The 18,613-nt window shown below is 45.8% G+C and carries 17 protein-coding genes; 12 read left to right on the forward strand and 5 right to left on the reverse strand.

Going from position 1 to position 18,613, the window contains the following annotated elements:
- Positions 1–7 precede the first annotated feature (7 nt).
- The 5 genes from AC0VYA_RS20910 to AC0VYA_RS20930 all read left to right on the forward strand — a co-directional run bounded on the left by AC0VYA_RS20910 (position 8) and on the right by AC0VYA_RS20930 (position 4,695).
- Entirely contained in the window at positions 8–880 is an 873-nt protein-coding gene (locus tag AC0VYA_RS20910; RefSeq protein WP_011576811.1) for a carbohydrate ABC transporter permease, read from the forward strand.
- A 2-nt stretch (positions 881–882) separates the two neighbouring features.
- Positions 883–1,713, forward strand: coding sequence for a carbohydrate ABC transporter permease (locus tag AC0VYA_RS20915; protein ID WP_011576812.1), 831 nt, complete (start codon positions 883–885; stop codon positions 1,711–1,713).
- A 10-nt stretch (positions 1,714–1,723) separates the two neighbouring features.
- Complete coding sequence (locus AC0VYA_RS20920; protein WP_475489555.1) at positions 1,724–2,740, forward strand: ABC transporter ATP-binding protein; 1,017 nt, start codon at positions 1,724–1,726, stop codon at positions 2,738–2,740.
- A gap of 279 nt (positions 2,741–3,019) precedes the next feature.
- The gene (locus tag AC0VYA_RS20925; RefSeq protein ID WP_475489556.1) at positions 3,020–3,733 is read left to right on the forward strand and encodes an HAD family hydrolase; all 714 of its coding nucleotides are present in this window, start codon (positions 3,020–3,022) and stop codon (positions 3,731–3,733) included.
- A 2-nt stretch (positions 3,734–3,735) separates the two neighbouring features.
- Entirely contained in the window at positions 3,736–4,695 is a 960-nt protein-coding gene (locus AC0VYA_RS20930) for a sugar-binding transcriptional regulator (protein ID WP_475489557.1), read from the forward strand.
- 100 nt (positions 4,696–4,795) lie between these two features.
- On the opposite strand, the gene AC0VYA_RS20935 is transcribed toward AC0VYA_RS20930, so the two are convergent.
- The gene (locus tag AC0VYA_RS20935) at positions 4,796–5,758 is read right to left on the reverse strand and encodes a carbohydrate kinase family protein (RefSeq protein WP_475489558.1); all 963 of its coding nucleotides are present in this window, start codon (positions 5,756–5,758) and stop codon (positions 4,796–4,798) included.
- 598 nt (positions 5,759–6,356) lie between these two features.
- Positions 6,357–6,971 carry a TetR/AcrR family transcriptional regulator gene (locus tag AC0VYA_RS20940; RefSeq protein ID WP_011576817.1) on the reverse strand — a complete coding sequence of 205 codons (615 nt, stop codon included), beginning with the start codon at positions 6,969–6,971 and terminating at the stop codon, positions 6,357–6,359.
- 418 nt (positions 6,972–7,389) lie between these two features.
- On the opposite strand from AC0VYA_RS20940, the gene AC0VYA_RS20945 reads away from it, so the two are divergent.
- Genes AC0VYA_RS20945 through AC0VYA_RS20955 form a run of 3 tightly spaced genes read left to right on the forward strand, consistent with a single transcriptional unit; the run spans position 7,390 to position 13,200 of the window.
- On the forward strand, positions 7,390–8,637 hold the full coding sequence (locus AC0VYA_RS20945) for an efflux RND transporter periplasmic adaptor subunit (RefSeq protein ID WP_475489559.1): 1,248 nt from the start codon (positions 7,390–7,392) through the stop codon (positions 8,635–8,637).
- An 8-nt stretch (positions 8,638–8,645) separates the two neighbouring features.
- Positions 8,646–11,825: an efflux RND transporter permease subunit gene (locus AC0VYA_RS20950; protein ID WP_475491104.1), complete on the forward strand. Its 3,180-nt coding sequence runs from the start codon at positions 8,646–8,648 to the stop codon at positions 11,823–11,825.
- The gene (locus tag AC0VYA_RS20955) at positions 11,818–13,200 is read left to right on the forward strand and encodes an efflux transporter outer membrane subunit (protein WP_475489560.1); all 1,383 of its coding nucleotides are present in this window, start codon (positions 11,818–11,820) and stop codon (positions 13,198–13,200) included. Before AC0VYA_RS20950 ends, AC0VYA_RS20955 begins: the two co-directional genes overlap by 8 nt.
- 258 nt (positions 13,201–13,458) lie before the next feature.
- Here the strand turns inward: AC0VYA_RS20955 and AC0VYA_RS20960 are convergent, their stop codons facing one another.
- On the reverse strand, positions 13,459–14,004 hold the full coding sequence (locus AC0VYA_RS20960) for a TetR/AcrR family transcriptional regulator (RefSeq protein ID WP_475489561.1): 546 nt from the start codon (positions 14,002–14,004) through the stop codon (positions 13,459–13,461).
- A 401-nt stretch (positions 14,005–14,405) separates the two neighbouring features.
- On the opposite strand from AC0VYA_RS20960, the gene AC0VYA_RS20965 reads away from it, so the two are divergent.
- Together AC0VYA_RS20965 and AC0VYA_RS20970 are read left to right on the forward strand one after the other, a co-directional pair.
- Positions 14,406–15,026 (forward strand): glutathione S-transferase family protein, encoded by a 621-nt coding sequence (locus AC0VYA_RS20965; protein ID WP_475489562.1) that lies wholly within the window; start codon positions 14,406–14,408, stop codon positions 15,024–15,026.
- 44 nt (positions 15,027–15,070) lie between these two features.
- Positions 15,071–15,778, forward strand: a complete 708-nt coding sequence (locus AC0VYA_RS20970) for a cupin domain-containing protein (RefSeq protein ID WP_475489563.1) — start codon at positions 15,071–15,073, stop codon at positions 15,776–15,778.
- Positions 15,779–15,942: 164 nt separating this feature from the next.
- Here AC0VYA_RS20970 and AC0VYA_RS20975 read toward each other — a convergent pair whose 3' ends face one another.
- The gene (locus AC0VYA_RS20975) at positions 15,943–16,188 is read right to left on the reverse strand and encodes a hypothetical protein (RefSeq protein ID WP_475489564.1); all 246 of its coding nucleotides are present in this window, start codon (positions 16,186–16,188) and stop codon (positions 15,943–15,945) included.
- A 473-nt stretch (positions 16,189–16,661) separates the two neighbouring features.
- Complete coding sequence (locus AC0VYA_RS20980) at positions 16,662–17,162, reverse strand: hypothetical protein (RefSeq protein ID WP_475489565.1); 501 nt, start codon at positions 17,160–17,162, stop codon at positions 16,662–16,664.
- 168 nt (positions 17,163–17,330) lie between these two features.
- On the opposite strand from AC0VYA_RS20980, the gene AC0VYA_RS20985 reads away from it, so the two are divergent.
- On the forward strand, positions 17,331–17,522 hold the full coding sequence (locus AC0VYA_RS20985; RefSeq protein ID WP_475489566.1) for a hypothetical protein: 192 nt from the start codon (positions 17,331–17,333) through the stop codon (positions 17,520–17,522).
- Positions 17,523–17,564: 42 nt separating this feature from the next.
- Positions 17,565–18,548, forward strand: a complete 984-nt coding sequence (locus AC0VYA_RS20990; RefSeq protein WP_475489567.1) for a transposase — start codon at positions 17,565–17,567, stop codon at positions 18,546–18,548.
- Positions 18,549–18,613 lie beyond the last annotated feature (65 nt).

Genomic DNA, 18,613 nt, shown 5'->3' on the forward strand with positions numbered 1-18,613 from the left:
CTCAGTTATGGCGACTACACATTCACGTACGCTTGCACAGATCATGCTTTTTCCATCGGTAGTATTGCTACTAGCGTGGATGATAGTACCGCTGTGCATGACCCTGTATTTCTCGTTTTTAGATTACAACCTACTTAGCCCAGGAACAGAGGAATTCATTGGTTTTCTTAACTATGAGTTTTTCCTGACTGATCCGGCTTTCTTTGCATCATTCTTTAACACCCTGCTACTCGTTGGCGGTGTGTTGCTTATCACGATTTGTGGCGGCATCGGCTTGGCCATCTTGTTAGACCAAGCTATTTGGGGCCGAAATTACGTGCGCATTATGGTATTGGCACCATTCTTTGTGATGCCCACGGTGTCAGCTCTAGTATGGAAAAATATGCTCATGAACCCGGTTAACGGTTTGTTTGCTCACTTTGCAACGCTCATTGGCGTTGACCCGGTGGATTTCTTCGCTCAAGTACCTTTGCTATCCATTATTATTATTGTGTCTTGGCAATGGTTGCCCTTCGCGGCGCTGATTTTATTGACCGCCATTCAATCATTAGACAGAGAACAACTAGAAGCGGCCGACCTTGATGGTGCAGGCCCATTCAGTAAGTTCTTCTACATTGTGCTACCCCACTTATCCCGTGCGGTTACCGCAGTGATCTTGATTGAAACCATTTTCTTACTGTCAATTTTCGCCGAAATATTGGTCACTACCAGCGGCGGCCCTGGGTACGAATCAACCAACATTACGTATCTTATTTACACCCAATCCTTGTTGCAGTTTGACGTCGGTGGCGGCTCAGCAGGCGGAATAATCGCCGTTATTATCGCCAATATCGTGGCTATCTTCCTTATGCGCCTCATCGGCAAGAACTTAGAGGGTTAATCATGGCTATTAACAGCAGCGGTAAATCAAAGTTTATTTATACCCTACTTGCGTGGACGATAAGCGCAGCGATCTTCTTTCCGATTTTCTGGACACTATTAACCAGCTTCAAAACGGAAGCAGAGGCCATATCGGCTAACCCTAGTTTGTTTATGTTCGACTGGACGCTCGAAAATTACGAGGATGTGCTAGCACGCTCTCCCTATTTCGATCACTTCTGGAATTCAGTGGTTATCTCAGTAGGTTCAAGCTTAATTGGCTTGCTGATCGCCATCCCTGCGGCGTGGTCTATGGCATTTGTACAATCAAAGCGCACCAAGAATCTATTAATGTGGATGCTCTCGACCAAAATGTTGCCCCCTGTAGGTGTGTTGATCCCGATTTATTTGTTGTTCCGTGATTTCGACTTACTGGACACTAAATTGGGCTTGGTCATTGTGATGACCCTGATCAACCTACCGATTATGGTATGGATGCTTTATACCTACTTCCGTGAAATTCCGAACGAAATACTCGAAGCATCACGTATGGACGGCGCCAGTATTAGTGCAGAAATATTCCACGTATTGCTGCCTATCGCACTGCCGGGAATTGCGTCAACGTTACTACTTAACGTGATCCTTGCGTGGAACGAAGCATTCTGGACACTGATTTTAACCGCAGCAAACGCAGCGCCACTCACCGCGTTTATTGCCAGCTACTCGAGCCCAGAGGGCTTATTTTACGCCAAACTATCAGCGGCCTCAGCGATGGCAATCGCACCGATATTGATACTTGGTTGGTTTAGCCAAAAACAACTCGTACGCGGATTAACCTTCGGCGCGGTGAAATAGGAGAATTATCATGGGCAGTATTACATTAGAACAAGTGACCAAAAGCTTCGACGAAGTAAATGTTATCAAACCACTGGATTTAGAAATCAGAGACGGCGAGTTTATTGTGTTTGTTGGGCCATCTGGTTGTGGTAAATCGACGTTACTACGCATGATCGCAGGTTTAGAAGACACCACCAGTGGCAATATCGATATTGATGGTCAAGATGCTACAAGCACGCCCCCTGCTAAGCGTGGCCTAGCCATGGTGTTTCAATCTTATGCGTTATACCCGCACATGTCGGTACGCAACAACATCGCGTTTCCTTTAAAACGCGCCAAAGTACCGCCTGCAGAAATCGAACAAAAGATTGCCTCAGCGGCCAAAATATTAAATTTAGGTGATTACCTAGACCGTAAACCAGGTCAACTTTCTGGTGGTCAGCGCCAACGTGTGGCAATTGGTCGCGCCATTGTGCGCCAGCCATCTGCATTCTTGTTTGATGAGCCATTATCAAACCTTGATGCTTCGTTACGGGTCAACATGCGTTTAGAAATTTCAGAGCTGCATAAAAGCCTGAAAACCACCATGATTTACGTGACCCATGATCAGGTTGAAGCCATGACTATGGCTGACAGAATTGCGGTATTTAATGCGGGTATTATCGAACAAGTCGGTACGCCACTAGAGCTTTATCAACATCCGGTGAATCGTTTTGTGGCAGGCTTTATTGGCTCACCAAAAATGAATTTTATTGAGTTGAAGCAAGCCAAGGAAGACGGCGCAACATGTTTAGGCGTTCGCCCTGAGCACTTTCAGATTACAGCAGATGCCGGGATTTGGTCAGGTAAAGTCGGCGTTGTTGAACACTTAGGTTCGGAAACCTTCTTACATGTGCAGGTTGATGGCGTAGGTACATTAACCGTTAAAGCTAATGGAGACTGCCCATTAAGCTATGGTGATGATATTTCACTTAGTGCCGATCAAAGCAAGATACTGCGCTTCAATGACCAAGGGATCACCTTGCCAAGCAAGGGAAATCAATAACAGCCATTTCAAACTATATGCGGCTATCAATGCACTAGTGCATCGATAGCCAACGGCCGCTAATTACCGACAAAAGAAAGGGCCGTTATGAGCATCTTTTTTTGGCAAAATTTTTATACGCAGGCAATAACTCAATCCAAGTTTAAATGATATTTGCGTGTATATTCATTTACTTAATGAGCAATTGCTGCAAAATGGGCAGAGCTGCGAGAAGTAGCTGCCCACTAAAAAAACAGTTAAATAGACGTTAATAGCGAATTAACGACAACGGTAATAATAATGGACGTAAAACAAGCATTGCCCGAATTATCTGACATACAATTGGTTATTTTCGATTGTGATGGCGTATTGATTGATAGTGAAGGATTAAGTAAGCGCGAACTACTGATTCTACTGAGCACTCTAGGTGTGGATATCACTGATCACTACTTTGAAACCCATTTTCTTGGGCATAGTTTCGAACACGTCACGGCTAAAATATACCAAGACTTTAATGTCGCTTTGCCTGTTACTTTTCGCCCTGAATATCAAAAAGCATTGATCGCAGCATTTACTGCCGAACTACAACCGACGTCAGGCTTAACAGACATACTTGATACCCTAGCGGTCCCGCGCTGCATTGCCACGAGTAGTTCACCAACTCGTGTGGGGCATGCCATGTCGGTTACTGGGTTAGGTCGCTACTTTGCACCGCATATTTTCACAGCTTCACAAGTGGAAAACGGTAAACCGGCGCCAGACCTGTTCTTATACGCTGCCAATAAAATGGGTGTTGATGCCCAGCATTGCTTAGTGATTGAAGACTCACCCGCAGGTGTGCAAGCAGCAAAAGCGGCTAACATGCATGTGATCCGGTTTGCCGGCGCCAGTCATATGGAGCCTTGGCGCAGAGCGAAAGCTCCCCTGACCGACGATGTTACCACCATTGCACAGTGGCAGGACCTTTACACACTTGCTCCTGCATTAACTACTCATAAAGAAATCGAGAGGTAACCGTGGTTAAGCTTTCCAACGCCGAAAACAGACGATTAGATGATGCCGCTCGCGCAGGCTGGATGTACTACGTTGCCGGAAATACCCAAGATGAAATAGCCAAAAAGCTAGGGGTATCACGTCAATCGGCCCAGCGCATGGTTGCCTTATCCGTTAGCGAAAAGCTAGTCAAAGTCAGACTCGATCACCCCATTGCTAAGTGCATGGATTTAGCCGATAAAATTGCCAGCCGCTTTGGTTTAGAATCCTGCGAAGTGGTGCCGAGCGATCCTAGTGACCCCTCATCAACCGTGGGTTTAGCGCAGGCAGGCGCGAACGAGATTGAACGTCACTTAAAATCTGAACAGCCAAAAACATTGGCCATGGGCACTGGGAGAGTGCTTCGAGCATGCGTTGATGAATTAGCGCCTTTAAATTGTCCCGACCATAGGGTTGTGGCGCTATTGGGTAATATGGCATCAGATGGTTCTGCCTCCCCTTATGATGTAGTAGTTCGTATGGCTGAGCGAGTGAACGCCAAGCATTACCCCATGCCATTACCTGTATTACCTGAAACCGTTAAAGCAAAAAATCAGTTACATGCCATGCCGCACATCGCGCAAAACATGCAACTGGCTCAGCAGGCTGACGTAACCTTTGTTGGCGTAGGCAATTTAGGCGCGAATTCACCGCTACATCTCGACGGTTTTGTGACTCCAAAGGAGTTAGATGAGTTGCAAGCGGGCGGCGCTGTGGGTGAAATGATCAGCTGGGTATTTGATAAAAACGGCAAATTACTCGACTGCGCTATCAACCAACGTGTGGCGAGTACGCCGCTTATTGTCGGCTCTGAAAAATTAGTATTTGCGTTGGCAGCAGGGGAAGAAAAAGTATACTCCATTTTAGGTGCGTTACGCTCAAAGCTAGTGAATTCGCTGATCACTAACGAATATACCGCCGAGCGCTTACTCAGTATCGATTAAAGCTTGGCTTGCCAGCAGCGCTCACAGCTAATAACGCGGACACGAAAAAAGGGACCATTTGGTCCCTTTTTGATGTTTGATACCTTAAAACTAAGGTTGATTACTTCTTTTTGACCACAAACGTCATTGCGTTCACTTCAGGTAAAGTCGGTAATGCCGTCATCGCACCAATTTTGGCGCACACTAAGCCACTGACCTTACCAGCGAATTCGATAAACCCTTTAAATTCGTCTTGATAGAAATTTTGGTTTTGAGCGCTGTTAGCCATTTGAAACAAAATCGCGCCAATAAACGAGTCACCTGCCCCCGTGGTATCAACCGCGTTGATTTCATACGCCGGCACAATATACTGCTGGCCGTTTTGTGAAATTAGGCAACCCTCTGGGCCAAGAGTAACCAACACTACTTTCACACCTAGGTCATGAAAATGTTGGCACCCTGCTGCCATATCGTCTTGTTGTGATAATAAAACTAACTCTTCATCACTGACTTTGACCATGTCTGCCAAGGCGAAGTAGGTATTGCAGATTTCTCTAAATTCGGCATCACGGCCGCGCCATAAATCCACGCGGTAATTTGGATCGAAACAAATAACATTGCCGTTTTTCTTACCTTGCTGAGCTAAGCGTAAATAGCTATCCCCTAGCTCACCGCCCAGCAGCGCTGTGGCTGAACCGAGGTGTAATATTGAATCATCTAACAGAGTGTTAATAGTTGAATCATCAAGGCTAAGTTGTTCATCAGCACCGCGATTAAACGCGAATTCGCGCTCGCCGTTATCCCCTAATGACACAAACGCCAGAGTCGTGGATGAAGATAAAGAAGCCACTTGGTCAGTATTAACGCCATACCCTTTTACTTCGTTAATTAAAAACTCACCGAATGGGTCATTGCCTACAGAGCCGACCAAAACAGCATCGCCACCTAACTTCCCAATACAGGCAGCCACATTGGCCGGTGCCCCACCGGATTTTTTCACGTAATTAACGCCGTTCACCAAACCTTTGTTGGTATCTGTACACACAAAATCGATGAGCATTTCACCAATGCAAACTATCTTCATAACTTTCTTCCGTATAAAAATCGTAAAAAATTGATTTGACGAGAAACGTCTTAAGGGACTTCGAACGTGTCGGTATTACACCCTTTTGCATATTAGCTGCACTTGTTTCGCTTAAATAAATTCATTAGCGAAAAATCACCAATGACACTCAGCAAAACGTGTTCGTTTTTCGTGGCCTGAACTGACTGTGATTATACCTACAAGCTAAAGCAATTAACATCTTTGCAGCCCTTTGTTTCTGTATAAATCAACATAATTTATATGATAAAAAAACGGGCTAGATTTGAGATAAACTAACCAACTAATATCGAATATGAATGCATCATGTAATAACCTAACTTTTAGCCGAAGTTAGCTGCATAATATCCAATTTTAATCGATTTTAAGCACATCAATTATATTCACTAAGATTAGCGCAAGCATCACTAAGAGTTGAAGCGGTGACAAAAGAGGCTCTGCCTATTCGAAGAAGTAGAATAGGCAGATAAATACGGACAGCGAACTGTGCTAGTGAGTTACACGTTGTGAATTACACGTTGTGAATTACACGTTGTGAATTACGCGTTGTGAATTGAACATGGCGGATGATGAGTGAAGACTATGAATTGCGCGGAAAACTCTTTAACGCCATGTGGGCAACTTCCACTAATTGCTCTTCAGTTGCCCCGCTGCTTGCCTGAATAGCAATGCCATTAATAACGGTACATAAATAACGAGCCAATGCTTCTGAATCTTCATCCTTTGATAAGTCACCTTGGTTTTTGGCCAGTTCGAAACGGTCACGTACTTCTGATTCACTTTGTTGACGGCGGCTAATGAGTACTTCCTTGACGCCTGCTGCCGCTTCACTACATGCCAAAGCGCCTTGTACCATGACACAACCCTGTGGATGAGATGTATCAGACATACTTTGCGCTGCACCTAGCAACATAAACTTAGCGACGTCATAGGCTGTAGCTTGCTCTAAAGCGGGTTTGAAAAAACCACAAGGGCGGCTTTCATAAAATTCGATAGCCTTTAAAAATAGCTGTTCTTTATTGCCGAAGGCAGAATACAAACTGGGTTTGTTGATCCCCATAGCGCTGGTTAAATCAGACAGAGAGGCACCGTCATATCCTTTGGTCCAAAATACGTCTAACGCTTTTTCAAGCGCGGCCTGCATGTCAAAAGCTCTAGGTCTTCCTACAGTGGCGGTACAACTAACAGCACTCATTTTTTAGCTCCTGATGTAAATATGGTCACATAGTAAACAGGTAAGTAACCCTTGTCTACATAGGGTTATATACCCTTTAGTACAATACAAGTAGCCCGCATGATGTGCAGGATTAGGCAAGATTACTGAAGTTTTCGACATTCAGATAACACGTTTGCCTGCGTATTATGTACCGTGTGGTTAGGCACTCTAGTCTACACAAAGTTCAAGTCTCATTGCTTTTCTCAAGTACATGACTGCGCGTTATCCGCGGCCTATAAAAAACTGATATTAAATAGAATCAAAATAACTTACCACTCGGTACAAAAATAGATTGACTAAATACCGTTCATCTATATTCTTACCGACCAGTACATAAATAACAACGTTTATTAAGAACAACATTTTGAACCAGGTTAAATCAAAGGAAATAAATCTTATGAGCACAAAACACGCTTTTAAAAGTTGGCTACTTGGCGGGATCGCCAGCGTTGTGTTGGTTGCTTGTGGCAACCCAGACGAATCAAACCAACCTGCGGCCCCAATTGCACCGCAAGTGAGTGTGGCCCAAGTCGTCAATGAACGTATTACCGAGTGGGACGAATTCACCGGTCGCTTACAAGCACCGCAAACGGTCACCCTAATGCCACGTGTATCTGGTTACATTGAAAACGTATTGTTTGAAGAAGGTGCCGTTGTTGCCAAGGGTGACGTTTTATTTCAAATCGATGCACGCCCTTTTAAAGCCGAAGTTGATCGCTTAAAAGCAGAATTACAAAGTGCAAAAAGCGCTGCGATTCAAGCGCAAAATGATTTCGACCGCGCCAAGACACTTAGCGAACAACGCGCCGTTTCTATCGAAATATTAGATGGACGCTTAGCACGTAAACAGCAAACTGCTGCCACGGTTGCCTCGGTATCTGCTGCATTAGAACGCGCCGAGTTAGATTTATCTTACACCCAAGTCACTGCGCCAATCGCTGGCCGCGTGTCTTACGCACTCATCACCGAAGGTAACTTTGTCAACGCAGGGCAAAGCCAGCTTACGAGCTTGGTTTCAATGGATAAAATGTATGCCTACTTTGATGTAGACGAGCAAACTTACTTAAAGTACGCCCAATTAGCAGAATCAGGCCAACGCTCTGATACCCGCGATGCAACAGGTAATCCCGTTTACATGGCACTTGCCAACGGTGCGAACTTTTCTCACACCGGCAATATCGATTTTGTTGATAACGCCGTCAACCAGCAGACCGGTACTATTCGTATTCGCGCCACCTTTGCCAATGATGATCATTCTTTACTACCAGGCTTGTTCGCTCGGGTAAAACTGACGGGTAGCAATTCATATCAGGGAATTTTGATCGATGAAAAGGCCATTGGTACCGATCTCAATAGAAAGTTTGTGCTACTCGTCAACCAAGACAACGTATTGGAATACCGTAACGTGGTATTGGGCGAAAAAATCAACGGTTTACGCATAGTGGCTGATGGCTTGTCGCCTGCAGACACCATAGTCGTCAACGGGTTACAGCGCGTTCGTCCCAGCATGAAAATTCAACCGAAAATCGTCGATATGACCTCACAAGAAGCCCTGACTGCTTTACGTCAGCAACAGAAATTACTTGACCAAACCAGCAATGAATTGACTGCTCAAGCAGACAATGATTCAGCTGAACGCGGTTAAGGGAGGCAATCATGTTTTCGCAGTTTTTTATACGCCGCCCCATATTTGCGGCCGTTATCTCGCTGATTTTCTTTATCGTAGGGGCCATTTCTGTTTGGCAACTGCCAATAACAGAATATCCGGAAGTGGTTCCCCCGACTGTGGTCGTGACCGCTAACTACCCAGGTGCAAATCCAAAAGTGATTGCCGAGACAGTGGCATCACCTCTTGAGCAGGAAATTAACGGTGTGGAGAACATGTTGTACATGTCTTCTCAGGCCACCTCTGATGGCACTATGACACTCACCATTACATTTGCCATTGGTAGCGATGTAGACTTGGCGCAAACTCAAGTGCAAAGCCGTGTTGAACGTGCCAAGCCGCGCCTTCCTGAGGAGGTACAACGCCTAGGTGTTGTGACCGAAAAATCATCACCAGATTTAACCATGGTGGTACATTTAACCTCTCCTGATGAACGCTACGACATGTTGTATTTGTCTAACTACGCGGTGCTGAACGTCAAAGACGAGCTCGCTCGCATTAACGGCGTTGGCCAAGTGCGCGTATTCGGTGCTGGCGATTACAGCATGCGTGTATGGCTAGACCCAAATAAAGTGGCTGCATTGGGCTTGTCTCCAGCGAATATTGTGGCGGCTATTCGTGAGCAAAACCAACAAGCTGCTGCTGGGAGCTTAGGTGCTCAGCCTAGTGGCGACAGCGACTTTCAACTGTTAATTAATGTTAAAGGTCGCTTGACGGATGTAGAAGAATTTGAGGACATCATTGTTAAAGTGGGCGAGCAAGGCCAAATTAGCCGCTTAAAGGATGTTGCACGCGTTGAACTTGGCGCATCAACTTATGCCCTTCGCTCTATGCTCGATAATAAAGACGCTGCCGCCATGCCTGTCTTTCAAGCATCGGGCTCTAACGCGATCCAGATCTCTGATGATGTACGTAGCAAAATGACGGAGCTATCCAAATCCTTCCCTGAAGGTTTGAGTTACGACATTGTTTATGACCCAACCGTATTTGTGCGAGGCTCAATTGAAGCCGTGGTTAAAACCTTGTTCGAAGCCCTACTATTAGTGGTATTGGTTGTGGTGCTGTTCTTACAAACGTGGCGCGCCTCGATCATTCCTTTGGTCGCAGTTCCTGTATCTCTGGTTGGCACCTTTGCCTTCATGCATCTGTTAGGCTTTTCACTTAATGCCTTATCGTTATTCGGCTTGGTACTCGCCATCGGTATTGTAGTAGATGACGCCATCGTGGTGGTTGAAAACGTTGAGCGCAACATCGCAGATGGCTTATCCCCCATCGCTGCAACCCAAAAAGCCATGAAAGAAGTTACTGGCCCTATCGTAGCTACCACCTTGGTTCTAGCGGCGGTATTTATTCCAACGGCATTTATGTCAGGCCTAACGGGGCAGTTTTACAAGCAGTTCGCCCTGACCATTACTATTTCAACCTTTATCTCGGCGATTAACTCGCTAACGCTAAGCCCTGCGTTATCAGCCTTATTGCTTAAAAGTCATGACAGCAAGAAAGATGCCCTGACCCGAAGCATGGACAAACTGCTCGGCGGCTGGTTATTTAACCCATTTAACCGCTTCTTCACTCGTTTATCAGACGGCTACGGCTGGGTCGTTAAAAAAGTTCTGCGCTTTGGTGTTCTGGTTGGTGTGATTTATATCGGCTTGGTTAGCTTAACCGGTTTGCAATTCGCCACCACGCCTACGGGCTACGTACCCGGCCAAGACAAACAATATCTAGTGGCATTTGCCCAGTTACCTGATGCAGCCTCGCTTGATCGCACAGAAGAAGTCATTAAAGAAATGTCTCGCATTGCGCTTGAGCAACCCGGAGTGGCCAACTCAGTTGCCTTCCCTGGTTTGAGCATTAATGGCTTCACCAACAGCACCAACAGCGGTATCGTTTTTACTCCTCTTGATGACTTTGCGGATCGCACAGACCCGTCATTGTCAGCAGGTGCCATTGCAGCAGCGCTCAATCAGAAGTTTGCCGCCATTGAAGATGCATACATTGCTATTTTCCCGCCGCCGCCGGTACAGGGCTTAGGCACCATCGGTGGTTTTAGGCTGCAAATTCAAGATCGCGCCAATTATGGTTATGACGAGCTGTACAAAGTCACCATGCAGGTAATGCAAAAAGCGTGGGCGACGCCTGAACTAGCCGGAGTGTTCTCTAGCTATCAAATCAACGTGCCTCAGCTTGATGTAGACATTGATCGCACCAAGGCTAAGCAGCAGTCTGTTTCGCTTGATGAGCTATTTACTACTTTGCAAGGTTACATGGGCTCGGTATACGCCAATGACTTCAACCAGTTTGGGCGTACTTATCAAGTCAATGTGCAAGCGGATGAGCAATTCAGACAAACGCCTGAGCAAATTGCCCAGCTCAAGGTACGTAACAATAAAGGTGACATGGTACCCATCGGCTCGTTTATTAACGTGAACAATACAGCTGGCCCTGACCGCGTGATGCACTACAACGGCTTTACCACCGCTGAGATTAATGGCGGCGCAGCACCAGGCTTTAGCTCAGGTGAAGCACAAGCTGCGATTGAAAAAATCTTAGCGCAAACCTTGCCCAACGGCATGACGTACGAGTGGACAGAATTAACCTATCAACAAATATTGGCGGGCAATGCAGGCATGTATATCTTCCCGTTGATAATCCTGTTGGTATTCATGGTGTTAGCTGCTCAGTACGAGAGCCTAAGCTTACCTTTGGCGATCATTTTGATCATCCCGATGACGTTACTATCAGCATTAAGCGGCGTACTTATCGCCGGGGGCGACAACAATATATTCACCCAAATTGGCTTTATTGTGCTGGTAGGACTGGCAACCAAAAACGCCATTTTAATTGTTGAGTTCGCCAAAGAATTGCAAGACGAAGGGAGAACCGCTTATGAGGCAATCCTTGAAGCTGGCCGCTTACGGTTGCGTCCGATATTGATGACCTCTATCGCATTCATTATGGGGGTAGTGCCAATGGTGTTCTCAAGTGGCGCAGGCTCTGAGATGCGCCAAGCCATGGGCGTTGCTGTGTTCTCAGGCATGATCGGGGTCACCGTGTTTGGACTACTTCTTACCCCATTATTTTACTACGTGCTCGCTAGAAGAGGCGAGCGTCAATCTAAAAACGCCCTAGTAAACACCGCCAAACAGGAGGCTGACCATGGGTAACATGTTAAAAATAGGCACACTCGCAGGGCTTATCGTTGCCCTTAGTGCCTGCGCAGTAGGCCCGGATTATCAGGCGCCTAATAAAGTTAACGATATCGAGCTTACAGGTACGTATGAGCAAGCGGAAAAGCTAACTAACTGGTGGCAAGCCTTCGGTGACGAAGATCTAAATCATTTAATTGATGAAGCGCTTAAAGAAAACCGGACGCTGTTTCAGGCTCAAGCCAACGTGTTGCGTGCATATGCAATATTTCGTGGTAGCCAGAACGACTTATTGCCAATGGGTACGTTAGACGCAGGTTATTCAGCCTCAAAAAACCAGACAATGCTTGAGTCTGACGACGATACTATTTTACGTGGCTACAACACGGGAGCTAACCTCACTTGGGACGTCGATTTGTTTGGCAAGGTGCGACGCGCCGTTGAGGCATCATTGGCCGACGCGGAACAAGCCGACATTTTGTGGCATGACGCCCAATTACAAATTATCAGCCAAGTAGCCGCTAGCTACGGTGACTATCGCGGTGCGCAATTTCGCTTGAAAGTGGCCGAGCAAAACTTAGCGAACTTACGCCAAACCCGCACCATTGTAAAAGCACGTTATCAAGCTGGGTTTGCCTCTGAGTTAGAAATGGCGCGTATTAATGCCCAAGTTTTCGAAGTTGAAGCCACAGTACCGCAAATGCGTACCCTGCTCGCCCGTGCAGATGCGACTTTGTCAGCATTACTGGCTAAAAAGCCCGGTGAGTTAGTGCTGAATGCGCAGCCAGAGTTACCGCAGCTATCGCAACCTGTCGCGTTAGTTCCTGGTGAAAACTACCTGCGTTACCGTGCTGATGTGGCAAGCTCTGAGCGCGCATTAGCGGCCAGTACTGCACGCATTGGTGTGGCCACCGCAGATTTGTACCCGAACGTATCGGTCAGCGGCTTCTTGGGCTTTTTGTCTGGCCCGGGCTTAACCTTAGGCGGTGATACTAAAAGCTGGAGCGTCGCCCCTACAATCAGTTGGCAAGCAGCTGATTTGGCTTCGGTCAAGGCGCGTATTCGTCAGGCTAATGCCAGCACTGATATCGCCTTAGCGCAGTTCGAGCAGCAAGTGTTTGATGCCCTAGCCGATATGCAGTTTTCACTGCAAAGCTATAACTTTAGCCGCCAGCAAGAGCAAAGTACGCATCACCAATGGCAGGCAAGTGAAAAGGCCATGACTATAGCACGTCAACGCTTTGAAGCAGGAAGCGGAGAGTTTCTTGAATTATTAGAAGCTCAACGCGATGCCCTACAGAGCAGAGATCAACTTGCCTTGCTTGAACAACAAAGTTTCAATCGGTTAGTCGATGTATACCGTGCATTCGGTGGTGGTATCAGCGTTATTTAAGCGTGAAAACTACAATTGCTGTGAGACAAGTCAACGTAATGACAAAAGCCGGATATGGATCCGGCGTTTATGCGTGCGCTCTGCCTCGCCTGAAACGCGATAGCTTACGCGGCTTATTCTTTAGCAAAGGCATTTTGCTTGCGGTTTAACGCCCTTAAAAGGCTTGTCAGCATTAGTATTAGCAACGCCAATTGCAAAATATTTTATCGTGTTTCGCAATAACTCCCAGTAAGGGGAAGAACGTGTAAGTAAAGGATGTTAGCGTGCAGCCAATAGACCAGCACTAGCCGTGGCGAAAATTTCAGTATCGTTCATGGCTTTGCTGACCAACATGGCTCCTTCTAGTAAAGACAAGGTAGCAATCGCTTGGCCCTTAGCGGTTTGCTCGCTCGTGCCGTCTGCTTGCTGGTAGGCTTGGGTTAGCCAGGTAATATTTCGCTCGAAGAATCGCTGCGTTTGCGCTTTCACCTTTTCAGGTAGGCCGTCGGTTTCAGCGCCGAGTAAGCCACAAAGGCACATTTTTTTGTCTTCAGTTAGCGCGCACTGAAATTGCTGCAAATACACTTCAATAGGTTTTTTACCCTCAGCAATTAACACTTCTGGCGCACCTAAATGGGTTAAGAAGTTATCTGTATATTGGCGCGCCAATTCAGCGCCTAAATCCGCTTTGGTCGGGAAGTGATAATGCACACTTGAGCTTTTAATGCCGATTTCGTCGGCCAATTCACGAAAGCTAAAGTTGTTGTAACCACCGGTTCTTACCTTAGCTTCAGCGGCCTTAAGTAAAAGTTGTTTCTTGCTCATAAGCGCTCCTGTTTGGCATATTATCTATCAGTAGATACATGGGTACAAGTCGCTAAATACTAATTGAGCTGGTGCCGCCCTATCATCTGTTTAGTACCGTTCTGAGGGTATCCCCCTTAAACTCTTCAGAAGAATAGCAGGTTAACCCCATCCACAAAAAATTGTAAGCAATTGAATTAATAAGATAAAAACTCTAAACCTAGAGCGTTTCGTGTTTTTTGCAGAGCAAAGTAAACCCTAAAGTCGTTGACAAGAGTTAGCTCAATCACTATAACTACCTACCAGTAGGTAGATTGATGCAATTAGTGCTACCAAAATGAATAGCATCAGTCTCACTAGCCCAAGATCACCGAAAGTGATTAAGCCTTTAACAAACTGTACTAAACAACAAAGAGATAGCCATGATCATATATGACGTTGAGAACTTCCCTAACCCGCTTCGCGTACGTATCGCATTAGCTGAGAAAAACGCCCTTGATAGCGTGACTTTTAAACCAGTGGACTTGATGAATGCTGAGCACAGAAGTGCAGCCTTTTTACGCAAAAACCCCTTTGCCGGTGTACCCGTGCTCGAACTAGACGACGGCACTTATCTCTCTGAATCCCCAGCGATCACTGAATACATTGATCATCATTTTGCTGGCCCTTCATTGACCGGTGAAACCCCCAAAGAGCGTGCAGTCATCAGCATGATGCAGCGCCGCGCTGAAACCCAAGTGCTTGACGCTATTGCCACTTACTTTCATCATGCAACCGACGGTTTAGGCCCTGAGTTAGAAACGTATCAAAATAGTGATTGGGGTCAAAAACAGCATGCAGGTGCATTAGCAGGTTTAGCTTATTTTGACAGTGTATTGGCCGAGCATAGTTATGTAGCGGGTGAGGCATTTACTGTAGCCGACATTACCCTGTGGTGTGGCTTGGTATTCGGTGGTTTCTGTGATGTCGGTATTCCTGCCAACTTAACGCACTTGCAAGCATGGCGCGACCGAGTTGCTAAACGCCCGAGTATTGCAGCTTAATACGCCAGAAACGATATGATTGATACATCAATAGGAGCCTATATATGAATATTAATTCCGATTTTAGCCAGCGTGTCGTTGTTCACAGCCAAAAGCAACCTTGGGTAGCATCACCGATGCCAGGGGTTGACCGTAGGCCGCTTGATCGCGTTGGTGATGAAGTCGCTCGGGCAACCACTATAGTGCGCTATGCACCAGGCAGTGAATTTTCGCCTCATGTGCATACCGGCGGCGAAGAATTCATCGTGCTTGAGGGCGTGTTTCAAGATCAGCATGGTGACTTTCCTGCAGGCTCCTATATTCGCAACCCGCCTCAATCGTCACATAAACCTGGCTCTGATGAAGGCTGCGTAATTTTTGTAAAGCTATGGCAATTCAACCCAGATGACAGGTTACACGTGAACGTACCTGCCAGAGCAGATGACGCTGCATCATCATTTGAATTTAACCCGCCCGCGACAGGTGTAATAAGTAAAATACTCTATCGTGATGAGTATGAAGTCGTCAGCGTATATGAATTAGCGCCCAACGGTGTGCTTGAGCTTGAAGCCAGCAAAGGCCTTGAGGCCCTAGTGCTTACAGGCGAAATTAGCGAAGGCGGCGACACCCTAGAAAAGCACAGCTGGCTGCGCCTGCCCATAGGGAGTCAATTCAAAGCTAAAGCCGGTCGATCCGGCGCAAGGGTATGGATAAAAACCCAGCATCTGCCGTTTGTAGGCGAGCAAATAGCGCGTGTTCAAAACGCTAAATAGTAATGACTGGCAGGTTTGCAGGACCGTTACAGGCTTAGATGGTTGCAGGGTTTGCAACTGCAGGGTTGATTGCACGTGTGAGAGAAAATAAAAGAGAAGAAAGAAGTAGGGCTAGAGTGAGCGTGACACCGACTCTGCCCATCTTGCCCATTCTGTTAGCGAACTCAGTCTTTCGAAGAACCAAACAGAAAATCAAACCAAATCGATGCTGTATCGTTGCGATCTTTCTGATGGCGCGCCTTTGCTCGGGTGTCGATACAAGAATCAAAGGTTGAATCTAAGACTCTACCTTTATCAGCACCTCGTTTATCAACAACATCCCAACAATCAGCGATATCTTTCGAATCACTCGTAACACTGCAACCCGTAAGCACAACTGAAAGAAGGCTGATTAATAATACATATTTCACGGTTAATCCTTTAAAGCTCAATACAGGCAAAGCAAACGAAAGCGTTATGTTAGTCACTTGCTGTTCACTCGGTTTTTTACTGTTATTTTTTAATTGTCTTTGCAGGAGCAGTGAGTTGTTCCATCGTTATTTTTCCACTCTGAATAGCCGATTTTGTCACATCGACTTCGAATAAGATTGCACTGCCCTTTGCTATGACCAAGGTTGATCCCCCCGCCATAAAATATCGCCTCTTCTACAACTTGTTGTTTGAAAGGAAGCGTTGAGCAACTCCCTAAAGTAAACGATATCAATAAGATGAATAATTTTACTATCTGCATAAACTACCTTGTATGAAAAATGCTCCGATCAGCCGAAGGTTTCTAATTTAATAATCAATTTCAGCACTTTTGCTCTGCTATTACATCTTAATTTTAAACTGCCGTATTCTGTGCTGATTACACCACTCTTGCTGCACTACACCTACCGGTTTCCTAAAACTGGTAACCAACTTGAAGGAAGCCACCAAACTTTGACTCAACGCTTGCATTAGTCGCGTGAAATGAAACGCCAAATGTTGCCCCTCTTCGATTTATGCCATTCATAAAATAGGTATAGCTGATACCCGCTCCATAGATATTATCGTCATGGTAATACACCTCTATTCCTTCGGTCGTCGATGCTCTACTAAAATATGACTCTCGCCCTACTAAGCCAGCATAGACGCCAAAACCATGCTTATTGGAATCGAAGTCAAATAAGTCTGTCTTAATCCAACCTGCTCCAAACCCACAAGTTGAACCGAGACGAGAGCTATATTCCACACAGCCGACAGAAATATATTTCAAATCATTTTCAGACAGTAACGACAGATTGGCCCCGATACCTGTGTATATCGAACCTATACCTATGCCAATTGAAAAGTCTTTATCTTGGGTTTCTTCTGCGAAGCAATTTAACGATATAAAAGGAATAAGCAGCGCTAATTTTTTCAAAATATGTCCTTATGCTTTGAGAGTGGTAACGGGAGAAAGACTCCGTTTCATCAAATACAGGTATGAATATTTAGAGCTCCTACCTCTCGTTCGATGAGGTGTTTTAGCATGAGATGCAATGCATTGCACAGGTTAAATTAATTACCACCAAAAGGCATAGCTACGAGAATGACGATATGTTTCAATCACTTGCTATCTAACGATAACAGTAATCAAGACACCCATGATAACAGTAATCAAGACACCCATGATAACAGTAATCAAGACACCCATGATAACAGTAATCAAGACACCCATGAAACAGTAATCAAGACAGTAATCAAGACACCCATGATAAAAATGGTCAATTTTCAGGGCTGAACTACACTTAATTTGTGTTTTATTCTGTCAGGTAGATGGATTATGCCTCAACCTCGAAAAAGCCAAATCAGTTTAATCGATACCCCTTATTACCATTGTGTTTCCCGGTGTGTGCGGCGTTCTTTCTTGTGCGGAGTCGATGCGCATTCTGGGCAAAGTTACGAGCATCGCCGAGGCTGGGTTGAAGCGCGTTTATTGTTTTTGTCTACGGTATTCGCCATCGACATTTGTGCTTATGCGGTTATGAATAATCACACGCACGTGGTGCTTTGTGTAGATAAAGCCTTGGCCGATAACTGGGATAACGATGAAGTGTTGAGGCGCTATCACAAGCTGCACAAAGGCACATTGCTGACTCAGAAGTTCATGAACGGCGATACGCTGAGCCAAGGCGAGCTAATCACCTTTGATGAAACCGTTGAAACCTATCGGCAACGTTTATACGACATAAGCTGGTTTATGCGTGACTTGAATGAATATATTGCTCGCGAAGCCAATAAAGAGGATGGCTGCACTGGTCGTTTCTGGGAGGGTCGATTTAAATCACAAGCACTACTAGATGAGAGTGCAGTATTAGCGTGTATGGCCTATGTAGATTTAAACCCCATTCGTTCAAAAATGGCAAAAACACCCGAAACGTCAAAGCACACCAGTATTAAAAAACGTACTCAGGCGGTTAAAAATAAACGAGAGCAACCGAGTGCTTTAATGCCGTTTGTAGGTAATCCTCATGAAGAAATGCCTCGAGGCATCGCGTATTCGCTAAAAGACTATTGTGAATTGGTAGACACGACAGGCCGCTGCATTCGAGATGATAAGGCCGGTCATATCGATAACACTAACAGCCCTATTCTACAAAGATTAGGCTTAGATGCTGCTCAATGGCTAACCTTAACCACTGAGTTCGAAAAACACTTCTGCTACGCAGCCGGTGCGGAGCAAATGATGAATGCATTTAAACGCCATACCCATCATCAACGTCTGCGAGGAATGACCAAAGCAAAAGAGTTGTTAAGGCGCGCATAAACCTGGCCTGACCAAATTCACACGATACGCAACATCTTGTGCCTCTTGCATGTCCGTAAAAGACT

The organism is Paraglaciecola sp. QJM3NY_14 (genome assembly GCF_056173245.1).

Coding starts and splice junctions, on each gene's coding strand:
- AC0VYA_RS20910 (WP_011576811.1), top strand. CDS start 8: ATGGCGACTACACATTCACGTACGCTTGCACAGATCATGCTTTTTCCA.
- AC0VYA_RS20915 (WP_011576812.1), top strand. CDS start 883: ATGGCTATTAACAGCAGCGGTAAATCAAAGTTTATTTATACCCTACTT.
- AC0VYA_RS20920 (WP_475489555.1), top strand. CDS start 1,724: ATGGGCAGTATTACATTAGAACAAGTGACCAAAAGCTTCGACGAAGTA.
- AC0VYA_RS20925 (WP_475489556.1), top strand. CDS start 3,020: ATGGACGTAAAACAAGCATTGCCCGAATTATCTGACATACAATTGGTT.
- AC0VYA_RS20935 (WP_475489558.1), bottom strand. CDS start 5,758: ATGAAGATAGTTTGCATTGGTGAAATGCTCATCGATTTTGTGTGTACA.
- AC0VYA_RS20940 (WP_011576817.1), bottom strand. CDS start 6,971: ATGAGTGCTGTTAGTTGTACCGCCACTGTAGGAAGACCTAGAGCTTTT.
- AC0VYA_RS20945 (WP_475489559.1), top strand. CDS start 7,390: ATGAGCACAAAACACGCTTTTAAAAGTTGGCTACTTGGCGGGATCGCC.
- AC0VYA_RS20955 (WP_475489560.1), top strand. CDS start 11,818: ATGGGTAACATGTTAAAAATAGGCACACTCGCAGGGCTTATCGTTGCC.
- AC0VYA_RS20960 (WP_475489561.1), bottom strand. CDS start 14,004: ATGAGCAAGAAACAACTTTTACTTAAGGCCGCTGAAGCTAAGGTAAGA.
- AC0VYA_RS20965 (WP_475489562.1), top strand. CDS start 14,406: ATGATCATATATGACGTTGAGAACTTCCCTAACCCGCTTCGCGTACGT.
- AC0VYA_RS20970 (WP_475489563.1), top strand. CDS start 15,071: ATGAATATTAATTCCGATTTTAGCCAGCGTGTCGTTGTTCACAGCCAA.
- AC0VYA_RS20985 (WP_475489566.1), top strand. CDS start 17,331: ATGACGATATGTTTCAATCACTTGCTATCTAACGATAACAGTAATCAA.
- AC0VYA_RS20990 (WP_475489567.1), top strand. CDS start 17,565: ATGCCTCAACCTCGAAAAAGCCAAATCAGTTTAATCGATACCCCTTAT.